This window comes from Aminobacterium sp. UBA4908, assembly GCF_002398115.1.
Lineage (GTDB): Bacteria > Synergistota > Synergistia > Synergistales > Aminobacteriaceae > Aminobacterium > Aminobacterium mobile.
Map to the genome: position 1 here is coordinate 99350 of NZ_DHCG01000008.1, position 12344 is coordinate 111693.

General features: G+C 42.2%; 9 protein-coding genes. 5 read left to right on the top strand and 4 right to left on the bottom strand.

The window, feature by feature from the left end; genetic code table 11:
- Positions 1–29: 29 nt before the first annotated feature.
- On the bottom strand, positions 30–2399 hold the full coding sequence (locus B4J50_RS08030) for a diguanylate cyclase (protein ID WP_024821584.1): 2370 nt from the start codon (positions 2397–2399) through the stop codon (positions 30–32).
- Between the two features lie 111 nt (positions 2400–2510).
- Here B4J50_RS08030 and B4J50_RS08035 point away from each other — a divergent pair, with 111 nt between their 5' ends.
- The 3 genes from B4J50_RS08035 (at position 2511) to B4J50_RS08045 (ending at position 5675) form a co-directional block, all read left to right on the top strand.
- Positions 2511–3521, top strand: coding sequence for an NAD(P)H-dependent glycerol-3-phosphate dehydrogenase (locus B4J50_RS08035; protein ID WP_024821583.1), 1011 nt, complete (start codon positions 2511–2513; stop codon positions 3519–3521).
- An 83-nt stretch (positions 3522–3604) separates the two neighbouring features.
- The gene (locus B4J50_RS08040) at positions 3605–3778 is read left to right on the top strand and encodes a DUF362 domain-containing protein (RefSeq protein WP_024821582.1); all 174 of its coding nucleotides are present in this window, start codon (positions 3605–3607) and stop codon (positions 3776–3778) included.
- A 133-nt stretch (positions 3779–3911) separates the two neighbouring features.
- On the top strand, positions 3912–5675 hold the full coding sequence (locus B4J50_RS08045) for a methyl-accepting chemotaxis protein (protein ID WP_286847254.1): 1764 nt from the start codon (positions 3912–3914) through the stop codon (positions 5673–5675).
- A 74-nt stretch (positions 5676–5749) separates the two neighbouring features.
- Here B4J50_RS08045 and B4J50_RS08050 read toward each other — a convergent pair whose 3' ends face one another.
- From B4J50_RS08050 to rpoD, 3 genes are all read right to left on the bottom strand, one after another.
- Positions 5750–7930, bottom strand: a complete 2181-nt coding sequence (locus B4J50_RS08050) for a PAS domain S-box protein (RefSeq protein WP_024821580.1) — start codon at positions 7928–7930, stop codon at positions 5750–5752.
- A gap of 27 nt (positions 7931–7957) precedes the next feature.
- On the bottom strand, positions 7958–8236 hold the full coding sequence (locus B4J50_RS08055) for a PQ-loop domain-containing transporter (protein WP_024821579.1): 279 nt from the start codon (positions 8234–8236) through the stop codon (positions 7958–7960).
- A gap of 110 nt (positions 8237–8346) precedes the next feature.
- Positions 8347–9480: an RNA polymerase sigma factor RpoD gene (gene rpoD, locus B4J50_RS08060; RefSeq protein ID WP_024821578.1), complete on the bottom strand. Its 1134-nt coding sequence runs from the start codon at positions 9478–9480 to the stop codon at positions 8347–8349.
- A gap of 367 nt (positions 9481–9847) precedes the next feature.
- On the opposite strand from rpoD, the gene B4J50_RS08065 reads away from it, so the two are divergent.
- Together B4J50_RS08065 and B4J50_RS08070 are read left to right on the top strand one after the other, a co-directional pair.
- The gene (locus B4J50_RS08065) at positions 9848–11464 is read left to right on the top strand and encodes a dipeptidase (RefSeq protein ID WP_286847258.1); all 1617 of its coding nucleotides are present in this window, start codon (positions 9848–9850) and stop codon (positions 11462–11464) included.
- Between the two features lie 203 nt (positions 11465–11667).
- Entirely contained in the window at positions 11668–12249 is a 582-nt protein-coding gene (locus B4J50_RS08070) for a DUF6305 family protein (RefSeq protein WP_024821576.1), read from the top strand.
- Positions 12250–12344: the final 95 nt, after the last annotated feature.

Consider the following 12344-nt stretch of genomic DNA (forward strand, 5'->3'; position numbering starts at 1 on the left):
CTCTCATATCTTCCTTTCGAAAAAACATTTCAATCTATGTCTTTTCGCCTTATTTTCTCTTCATACATTCTCTGGTCAGCAATTCTCAAGGCTTCGTGAAAAGACAAGGTATCCTCCGGCACTGACGCGACGCCAAAATCAGCCCAAATAGGACATTCTATACCTGGCACGCTAAAAGATACCGTTTCCTGCTTGAGTCGTTTTATAAGAAGAAGGGCCTGATTTTTAGTTGTTCCCGGTAAAACTATCAAGAACTCATCTCCACCTAAACGACCGACAATGTCTTCAGCTCTCACTGCATGAGATATGAAAGCAGAAAAAGCCTTCAAAACTCGATCTCCTACAAAATGGCCGTACCTATCATTCACTTGTTTAAAATCTCTCATATCGATCATTACAACGCAAGCAGGCTCTCCATTCCTATCATAACGAGACTGTTCCTCAGCCAAACGAATTGTCAGGTACCGTCGATTCCAGAGCTCTGTTAAATCATCCACAAGAGCTTTCCTCTTCGTTTCTTCTATTATAGACTGCAAGGCTAGAAGAGCTCCTAAATGTTTGGAGAGGATCAGGAAGAAATCTTCATCACTTCTATCGAAAGGAATATTGCTCTCCATAGAAATAACCGCATAGACCTTACCTGCAAAAGAGATAGGTATATCAAGCTGAGATGTAGTAATACGCGTAGAAAGGTTGACATAAAAAGGTGACTGTTTAAGGTTCGGAGTATTAATAATCCGTTGACTTTCTACAGCCTTGGAAACCTGTCCACCTCCACTTTCATAAAGTTTTTGAGAAAAAGACGATAGCGCTTCAGTTTCCACAAAATTAGACGCCAAAGCCTTGAGAAAGAATGGCTTGCCTTCGTCCCCTTCCTCCACCAAAAAAAACGTTATTTTTTCATAACAAAAAACTGAAGAAAACATTTTTACAACCTGATTAGCCACTCGAGTTACATCAAATTTTTCTCCAGATACAAATTGCACTATATCCAAAAGAGCTCTCAACCTGTTCAGTTCTCTGCTAAGCCTGGCAAAAGATTCCTTATTTTCAAGCTCCAGCGCTAAATGCGACGTCACGACCCCAAGCAACTCTTCATCTTGTCGAGTTATGCCCCCAATATGATCGTCATCTACAGCAATAGCACCCCATAAACCATTATTCGACATCACAGGAACAATCAATTCGGAACGCACTTCATTGTCGAGATTCAAGTAGTTGGGATCTTTTAAAACGTCAGTCATAAGGTACGATTCCCCAGTTTCCAAAACTTTTCGAAGAACCCCTCTCCCCAGGCTTTTAAGATCTTTAAGCTCCTCAGGTAAACTACCTACTGACGACTGAAGAGTGATCTCACCGCCAAAAGAGCGTCGAGAAAAAACATAAACATTCTTATACCCTAACCTTTGAGAAAGAAGTTGGGCGATTAGAGGGAAAAGAGAATCCAAAGAAGGGCAAAGAGACATGGCTTTTACTATATCGAAGAGATCGCGAAGCCTTTTAAGAAGGGCTTCTAAATTTTCTTTTTGTTCTCTGGTAACTTCTAAAGCACAAGACAGGGCTTTTTTAGTGGAAGAAAAAGCCGTATTCGCTCTTTCTAATTCACAAATATTTCTTTCAAGCTTACTCTCTACTTTTAAATGAGAAAAAACTTCTCCTAAAATAGCCGCAAAAAAGCGGAGGCTTCGAAGATCCGCATTAGAAAAACACCCCGGTTTTTTCGACTCTACATTAATAACTCCATATTTTTGTCCTCGCCATATAATAGGAACAACCAGCTCCGACCGAGCGCCAGGCACTCCTTCCACATAAAGGGGGTGACGTTTCACGTCATCTATTACTATAGGATCCCCTGTCTCATACACTTTTGAGCACACATTATCGCCTAAAGGGAGCGTTCCATCCGGATCTACCCCCTCTCCACAATACTCCTCCTCTTTACAATACAATTGAAAAACACATTTTTCCTCGTCAAAAAGAGCAATAGAAGGGCTACTATCAGACAGAAGGCGATGTATAAGATCCAAGGCGGGCAGACAGGCTTCTTCTATACCAGAAGCTGCGCCAACTTGATGTATACATTCAAGAAAAACTGTCATCTCTCGAGAAGTACGTCGCCATAGAAATTTAGAAATTCCGTACATTGCCCCGATCATGACATATAATGGAATGGCTGTTGCTATAGGAAGTCCAGATAGATATACATACGCAGGAAGGAAGAGCGAAGCTAGAAGCAAAAGAATCGCTCCGGCACGTCTTGATGCTAATATAGAGACCGTTGGGAAGAGGATAATGAGGGTTATAGGGAACATACTCGCTCCGTAGATAGTCCCCTTCCCTAAAAGGAGTCCGGCCGTCGAAAAGACAAGAAGCAGCACGCCACCCCACCAATCCTGCAACCAAGCACCTCCAAGGTGATATATTCTTTTTGTATTGTAACATTAATATGAAAAAAGTTTGTGAGTAGATATAAAGTTTTGTTTTATAAATTACAGAAGGAGGAATGGTACGTGGCAACGCTTACCCTTTTTGGTGCTGGTAGCTGGGGAACTGCTCTAGCTAATGTGTTGGCAAAAAACGGGCACCACGTTTGCCTTTGGTGTCGTAGGCAGGCTCAGGCCCAAGCTATTAACATAAATGGGCGCAACCCTGATTATCTGAAAGACGCGCCTCTTTCCCATAATATCCATGCCACATGGAATCTTCGGGAAGCGGCAGAATTTTCTCAAGACTGGATTCTCGCCGTCCCAACTCAAACGATACGAGGCCTTTTGAAGGATCTTCATATTTTCGATTCGCCTCTTTCGCTTTGCAATGCAGCAAAAGGACTTGAAATCGAAACGCTTATGCGTATTAGCCAAATTTCATCAGAAATAATGCCAAATGCTCAGTATGCCGTTATTTCTGGCCCGAGCCACGCAGAGGAAGTAATAAAAAACCTTCCCACCGCTACGATAGTAGCATCCTCTCTCCCGGACACAGCTGAAAAATGGCAGTCTTTTTTTAATGGGAATAGATTTCGCGTCTATACTGGCAATGATGTGGCAGGAGTAGAGATAGGTGGAGCAGTAAAAAATGTTATTGCAATTGCATCTGGAATTGCGAAGGCAATGGAACTTGGAGATAACGCTACAGCAGCACTGGTCAGTCGAGGTTTGGCGGAAATAATGAGGCTGGGAGCAAAAATGGGAGCCCACCCATTAACTTTGGCCGGGCTTGCAGGCGTTGGAGATTTAGTCGTAACATGCTACAGTTTCCATTCGAGAAACTTCAGACTTGGAAAACTTTTAGGCGAAGGGAAAAATCTCGACGAAGCAAAAGCCATTTTAGGTCAGGTGGCGGAAGGAGCCTTTACTGTCCAAGCAGTTGTACGTCTAGCTCAAAAATATTGTGTTGAGCTACCGATAGCTGAATCTGTTTATCGACTACTCTATCAAGGAACTTCTCCTCGAGAAGAACTTGAAAACCTTTTAACTCGAGACCCCAAGCCAGAGTATCCGCCTGCCATTTTCTGGTCTTAGAGGGCTTTAAGTTGCCTCTGGTACTAAAGTATTATATAATCCGCTAAGTGAAGCTTATATCTTGACGGAGGGGGTAATACATAATGGCAAAAGCAGTTGTAGATAAAGACGCATGTGTCGGATGTGAAACATGTGTAGGGACATGCCCTGTAGAAGCTATCTCCATGAACGACGGCAAAGCTGAAGTTGATCCCGATACCTGCATTGAGTGTGGAAGCTGCGTTTCCGTCTGCCCAGTAAACGCTATTTCCCAGTAAAGTAAAGCAACGGTATCAACGCAACAAAAATATATGTGGGAATTATTAAGGAGGATCCTCAAGGGTTCTCCTTTTTTAATGTTAAATATGATATAATTTTTGTGTATTCAATTTTAACATGGGGGGAACAAGTATGACCACTCGTTTCCATCTATTATTCTCACGAGTATTGGGGGCACAAAACACCAACGAAAAACTACCCGCCCTTCGCTCTTCCTCTCAATCCGCTCTAAATCCTCAAAAAAATTTAAAAGATTTTCTCGTCAGAGCTAGGGATGAAATATCTAGCCTCGATGTAGTCACAGAAGATATGAAAATACTTATGGCTGATAATGTTTCGTCCATGAACGCCATCTCTGAAAATGTCAATGCTGTAGCTCAAAGTGCACAAAATCTTGGGAACTTGGCAAAAGAATCAGATCAACAGCTCAAGGAAATGGCCGATTCTGCAAAAGAAACAGCTACTCTTATCAGCGATATGGCGAATCAAGGAGAAATGATTCGTCACCAGGCCCATGAAAATCGAACTTTAACTGCCGACTCAGAGAAGGCAATTGGAGCAGTGGTAGAATCCACAGCCTCTGTAGCAGAAGCTATTAAACAGATGCTTTCTGTAAGCCAAAATATAGGACAAATCGTAAAAGCTATTTCTGGAGTAGCTGACCAGACGAATCTGCTCTCCCTTAATGCCGCTATAGAAGCAGCCCGAGCTGGAGAAGCAGGGCGAGGATTCGCCGTAGTAGCAGAAGAAGTTCGCAAACTCGCAGTGCAGTCAGCCCAGGCAGCGTCGCAAATAGGCTCCCTTGCACAGGCCATCCAGAACACAGCAGAAAAGGGCTATACAAGAATCAACATGGCAGAACAGGCCGTAACTCAGGCTCAAGACCAATCCCTTCGAAGCAGAGAGGGGTTGGATACGATGCTAAACGCTGTCACTGGAGTTCTAGAAAAACTTTCAGAAACCAGCAGTATCGTACTGGAACAAGCCACAGTTATAGAAAAAGTATCAAAAGCTACTGGCGAAATTACAGACCTTGTTCTTAGCCAATCTAATAAGCTTTCCAATATTAATGCCTCTATTCAAGAACAAACCAATACTGTAGCCGCAAGTACCGATCGAGTAACAAATCTGGAATCTATGGCAACGATGCTTCAGAAAAAAGCTCTTTCAGCTCTTGAAAGCTCTTCAAGCCTTCATATCCGCACAGTCAAAGAGAAGGGATACATATCAATAGGCATCGACCATTCTGATTGGGGACTTTTTCACTTTTGGAAGGGAACCCGCGTGGAAGGACTTGACGTAGATTTAGCTCAGGCTGTTGCCTCGGCTCTTGGTGTTAGCCTTCAAGTTGTTCCCCTGGAATGGGGAAAAGGCGAAGAAGGAACAATGACAGGAATATGGGAAGGAAAAGGTTGGCCTTCATGTGACATTATTATTTCCCCTATTACGAAACTGCCAGAAAGAGCACATCACGTAACCTTCTCAACATGGTATGTCGCTAGCGGTCAGGTAGCAGCAAGTCTCGCAGAAAAAAAATATACAGCCCATTCTCACTTGAGGGGATGTTCTCTTGGCGTTCTAAAAGGGAAAACTGGTGAGATAGTGGGGAAGAAAGAATTTCCACAAAATAAAATTTTTCCCTTAGAAACATGGGGAGAAATCATTAACAAGCTCAAAAAAGGAGCTATTGATGCCTGTATTTTGGAAACTCCCGTCTTTTTACAATATTCTGCAGAAATGCCAACTTTAACACAGGTAGGGGGATTACTTGCTAGAGAACATTTTGGCGTTATGATGCCCAAAGACATCGCTCCCCAAATGAAAGCTTTTCTTGACGAAATAATAATAAAGAAACGTGACTTATTGTTCAAAAAATGGTTTAAAAAAGCTGAATAAGCAGCAAGGGGATTCCCCCTGCTGCTTATTTCACTATAATCGCAAGAAAAATCAGAGGGTCCGTTCCTCTATTTTTAATCCCGTGTTTCTCTTTTCTCTATTTTATGGTCATAAATAAAAAGAAGAGCAAGGCGTCCTCTTTGAGGCACAAAGCAGCTCACCGTCAGAGGAACGGCAAAAACATGGCTATAAAAAACAAAAGTCCGTGGTTCCCCACTTGTCACAACATATCTTGCTATCTCCTCAAAAGAGCTGTCTATTTTAGGAAAAAGCTCTTTCACCGTCCGCCCAATAACATCACCATAACCATACTTCTCAAGAAATATATATGCCTGTTCATTATGTTCTATAAAACGCAGATCATGTAGCTTGCCATTAGAGTCGAGAAGAACATCAAATAGAGAAAAAGGTTCCTGTATCTGCATAAATAGTCTTCTATATTTCTCCCTATCCTCTCGAAGAAGTTCATAGGCCGCATCTCTAGATTTTAAACTGGAAAGCATCTCTGAAAATAAATCAAATAGGGCAAGTTCACTTTTAGTCCAAGAAAAGTTGGAATTAAGGCGCTCAAAACTGATACTACCTACAATTTCTCCGCGAAATCGATATGGAATCGTTACTAGAGAACAAATCTCATACTCTTCAAGAATCCGCTTTGTCTTTTCTGCTTCCACGGGAAGATGTTCTCTATCTTTAATATAAACTACATCTCTTTTTTCTATTTGACCTCTAAACCAGGGATCTACATCCATCAAAGAAAAACTCTCTTCCCTTTCAAGTCTGGGGCGAAGAGAAGGGACGGAACGAGCACACCACTCTGCTAAATATTCCATTTGGCCATCTTTTTTCAATAAATAGGTTATACGATCGACCTCCATATAAGAGGCCATTTTATGAAGAGAGTTCGCTAGTGCTTTTTCTAAAGAGGGATAATTTAAAATATCTGCAGAAACTTCTGAGATCATTTGTTCCACTTTGAGCTTCCTCCGAAGAAGTTTCTCTTCTCGCTTCTTTTCAGAAATATCTGTATAAAGATAACAGATCGCCGCAACCCCACCTGGCATCGTGAGAGGAGAGCAGTTTAAAAAGACATCTATTGTCTCCCCATTTCTCTTACATCGTTGGGTCTCAAGAAAAACCTTCTTCCCTTCTAAGACCATGCGACCGATAGAAACTGCTTGGGCATGGAAACGAGGCGGCACGATGCTTTCTCTCATAGGATAAGATAAGGCTTCTTCCCGGGATTCAAAACCAAACATATGCAAAAATGCATCATTTACTTCCAAGGTCCGGAAAAAGGGATCTGCTATAACAATCCCTGCAGGAGAATCTTGAAAAATTTTTTCAAATTTTTTCTTCTCTAGCTCCAATTGGAAAAAACTTCGACGAATAGAAGAGATGTCTAAAGCCACCACATGAACAGCAGAGTAATCGGAAGATCCACAAGGGAGAGACCATTTTATTAAAAAAGAATTTGAAGGGGATCCGTCTGAGGACGTTAAAACAAGATCTCTTTCAAAATATCTTTTCCCTTTCAATAACGCTTCATATTGGTCCGCAAGGAAGAGTTCCTCTTCATACGAGAAGGGGGATTGAAAAAGACCTTGCAGCTCCTTTAAAGAAGAGACTCCAAAAAAATCAAGGGTGTGACGATCAGCATCAATAATTTTCCCCAGAGCCACACAAGAACGAAGCACGTGTGGATTTTTTAAAAGAAAAGACTGTATATCTTCTTGAACTTGAGAGGAGAATATTTCTTGTAAAAATTTTCTTTGATCAGAAAAATCTTGAGTCCAAACGGCTATAGGAACTACTTTAGGAGACGTGTCGAACTCATGCCTGCAACATCCATCAGAAAACCTGTTCATAGAAGAAATAAGTCCATTTACAAGTATACGTCCTTTATCTTCGTCGCTTGGGGGGAAAAGAAAAGATGCGCTTTGTACTTCCCGCGCAAAATTGTAAGACCTCTCTTCAAAAACATCGACTAAAAAAGCTACCCCAGCCACAGAAAACTCCTCCAAACGTCGAACAAGCATTACACTCTCAGCATCGGTAACAAGAGAAAGATTTACGATCGATAAAAAAGGATGAACGTCCCGTGCCGTCTGGAGAGCAACATGAAGTCCTGTTACTGCTAAAAACGGGCAGGCATTTTTTTTAAAAACGAGCTCTATCTCTTGGCTTGTACCGTCGTCTTTTCCTACTAGAAGTATTACACCTTTTTGAGGTTGGCTCTCCGCTCTGGCTTTCATTAAACACCTCGCAAAAAACTATTCTATCTACTTAAGTTTTCGCTCAATCCGCCTGTTTCTAAAATAAAGACACGTATCGATAGACACCATAAGAGTATTTAAAATGTACAAAACCAGAATCCAGCTAAAACCTTCGCTATCTAAAATAACATGTAATATTCCTGCAACGTACCCGATCAAAATGATGCATAAAAAAGAGAGACTCTTACCTCCCGTACTTCGTGACGCCCAAGACTTATAAATAGCAGCTGGCCACGCCATACCAAAACAAATAATCATAATAGCTTCAAAGATTTTTCCCGCCAATTTTATGCACTCCTCCTTCAGATTTTTATATTAAAAAAACTATCTCGACGTCTTAAATATTATAAAAAAAGCGCGCCCTTAAAGCGCGCCTCAGCAACTGAAATTCTCAATTAGTCGAGAAAGTCCCTGAGCTTTTTGCTACGGCTAGGATGGCGTAGTTTTCTCAAGGCCTTTGCCTCAATTTGACGGATCCGCTCTCGGGTTACTCCAAACCGCTTGCCAACCTCTTCTAACGTATAGGAACGGCCATCTTCTAAACCGAAACGATATTGAAGCACTTCTCTTTCACGGTCAGAAAGAGCTTCTAACATCTCATCAATTTGTTCATGAAGCAAATGGCTCGCCGCCGCTTCTTCTGGACTAGGCAAGTCTCTATCTTCAATAAAATCTCCTAACTGGCTATCCTCTTCTTCTCCTATTGGAGTTTCAAGAGAGACTGGGAGTTGAGCAATTCTTCTAATCTCTTCGACCTTTGTTGGTTCTATCTCCATCTCTGCTGCAATTTCCTCGTCTGTCGGTTCCCGCCCTAATTTCTGCACAAGCTGTCGAGACACTCGCACCATCTTATTGATAGTCTCTACCATATGGACAGGAACCCTAATAGTTCTTGCCTGATCAGCTATAGCTCGAGTAATAGCCTGGCGAATCCACCATGTAGCGTAGGTACTAAATTTAAAACCTTTTCGATAATCAAACTTCTCTACGGCACGAATAAGCCCCAAATTGCCTTCTTGAATAAGATCAAGAAAAAGCATCCCGCGCCCAATATATTTTTTAGCGATGCTCACGACAAGACGAAGGTTCGCATCTATAATCTGCCTTTTTGCATCTTCCTCCCCAGCCTCTACTCTCTTCGCCAAATCCACCTCTTCTTCTGGTTCTAGGAGAGGGACCTTTCCTATCTCTCGCAAATACATGCGAACAGGATCAGTGAGAGGAATATCGTCAAGTTTGCCGATCTCAGCTTCAGCAGGCTGAAGAGCCTCTTCCTCCGCTTCTGCTCTACCTCGCTCTTTCCCTTCCTCATCAATGACCTCTATCCCCAACTCCATAAGATTAGACACTACATTCTCCAATACCTCTGCATTCCAGAAGTCGATGGGGATATATTTCTCTATGTCTTTTTGTGTCACAAAACCTTTGTTTTGGCCTTCTTGAATAAGCTCTCGAACCTTACACATATAGTTCGAAAGTTCTTCTCTTGTTACTTCTCTTTGAGCTCGTTTCCCTTTATTATTCTCCATTAAGAGCGTAATCCTCCTCTGGGCATCATGACATAAAAATATTATACCTGTTCTTCTCGCTCCTAGAAAGGGAGTAAACAAAAACAGGCATCCATCATAAGAAGTCACCAAACATATTCATAAATGATCATAATATTAAAAAACACAAAACATTATATCATAGAAAAATTATCTTTTCGACATTCCTAGAATAGGTGTATAATACAGTAAATTATGTTTTGTTTTTAACAAGATTCTCTGCCCCGGAAATGCCGCTTTTTGGCCCCTCTCCTCCGCAGTACAGACTCAATAAAATTGTAGCTAAAATGGACAGTCGGCGTTATGAACATCTCTATAAAGACCTAAAAGAGAAGAGGAGATGATTGAGATGAAGAAGTTGCGCCGTGGAATACTGGTATTCCTTCCCATCACCCTCACAATACTCATGGCCTTATCTGCGTGGAGCTGTACTAACATTGTTGTGGGAAAAGATGCCTCAGCGGATGGCTCTGTCATTACATCTCACACAGCAGATGGAGCTTTTTACGATGCAAGAGTCCGGACAATCCCTGGGAAAACCTTCCCCGCAGGAAGCAAGGCTGATGTCTTTTGGAATATTGTTATGGAAGAGGACTACGAACCCAAAAAAATTGGAGAAATTCCTCAGGTAGAAAAAACGTATACTTATTTTCACGTAGGCTATCCCTTTATGAACGAACATGGTGTCGCTATTGGAGAAACCACTATTGGGCAAAAAGAAGAGCTCAAAACATTCCATCCTGACGCTCGGGCCATAATGACCATCGAACAGCTTGAAGTTTTTGCCCTTCAAAGAGCAAAAACAGCTCGAGAGGCCATTACCGTTGTTGGAGAGCTGGCCGAGAAATACGGATTTCTTCCCTCATGTGGAAGTGAAGGCGAATGCATTACTATTACCGACTCAACGGAAGCCTGGATTTTCGAAATACGTAGCGCTGGTCTTATGTGGACCCCTGATAGTGGCAAGCCTGGCGCTGTATGGGTCGCCCAAAGGGTACCCGATGATTGCGTAGTAATCGTCCCTAATATGAGCCGTATTCGGGAAATTGATGTGAATGATAAAAACAATTTCATGGCTTCAAAGGATTATATGCAACCCGCCATTGATAACGGTTGGTATGATCCCAATAGTGGGAAACCCTTTATTTGGCAGGAAGCCTACTCTCCACTTACGGGAAATGACGACTGGTCTCTTTCCTCCATGTGGATCCGTAACCGACTTTACACCCTTTACAGCCAGCTCGACCCAACTCGTGAATGGGATCCTTACGCTGAAACCATGAGCTATCCCTTTGCTATCAAACCCCAGAAAAAGCTTTCTGTACAGGATGTGATGACTATGCTTCGAAGCCATATGGAAGGGACCCCCTTCGATATGGCAGCAGAGAGTGCATGGGACATCAGAGAAGGAGACAAGATAGCAAAGAGCCCCCTTACTACTCCTTTTGTAACGAAGGACCTCCGAAATCTTTTAAAGATTCCCTACAATAGACCTGTCGCAAAATGGGATTGCGCCTACAGCTTCGTTTCTCAGGCCCGTTCTGGCTATCCTGCTCCTGTCAGAACGGTACTCTGGTTCGGGTATGACAATCCCCATACTACATGTTACGTCCCCATCTATTCGGGCGTTCTTGAGACAAGAAAAAACTGGAGGACGTTCGATCGTAACACTTTCAGCCTCGACTCCACTCAATGGGCATTTATCCTAGCTGACGATCTCGTAAATCACCGTTACCAGGAAGCTATAGCAGATTTAAAAGCTGTGCGAGAACCTTTAGAGCAGGGGTTTGCCAAACAGGTTTTGGAAATAGATAAAAAAGCATTGGAACTCGCGCAAAAAGATCCTGCTCAAGCTCAAGAATATATAACGAAATTTACGAACGAGTGTATGGAAAAAACAGAAAAAGCCTGGTGGCAGCTGAATTGGGATCTTATTAGTAAGTACAACAACAACAAAAAGAAATAACATTTTGTTCTTTTTGTTCAAAAAAGAAAGCTCTGTTAAAGCGACGATAAGGATCATTATGCTATTCGTTTTTTTGAACAAAAAGATACACTTGCGAACGAAAAATTCAAAACCTTGTCGTTTTTTTACCTTCAAGCTAACATGACAGGCGAAAAAGCGATTCTTGTGAAAGAAGTCGTTTACTGATTAAGGAGGGGAAACTCATGACAAAGAACCGAAAAGGTTCCCTACTTTTTGGAGCGGTATTTTTTGCTGCCGTTCTTCTCTTTGCAGGCGTAGCAAGTGCTGCCGAAATGCCCACTGTCGAAACGCCTGTCATTGTTACTACGTGTGGACAGAGTCCAGGAGCCGTGATGGTAAAGATGTCTCTCATGCAGTCTCAGATTACACCAGTAGAGAACAACAATACCATTATTGCTAGCGATCTGAAAGGGAAAGGATATAAAACCCTGATCGTCACCACTGGAACAAGTGGAAAAGGAATGGGAGCAGCAGGAACTGATGTCAACAAAGAAATCGCCCGCTGCAAGGAAGTTATTGAGGCAGCTAAAGCCGAGGGTATGACCGTTATTACGGCTCATGTGGAAGGTATGGCTCGCCGTACTGATAGCGCAGACCAAGCTTCTATCGACTCTATTATGCCATTAGGCGATGCCATGCTTGTTGTTATCGGCAGTAACGAGGACGGCTATTTTACAAAACTTGCGGAAGAAAACAAAAAACCTCTCATTGAAGCAAAAGACGCTCTCGCTATTGGCGTCAGCCTCAAAGAGTTAACGAAATAAAAAGGAACAAGCCTCCAGTCTGACTGGAGGCTTGTTTTCTCTTTATCGTTAAGAGAAAGGATCTTTTTATTATGTTTACACACTCAGTGTTAATT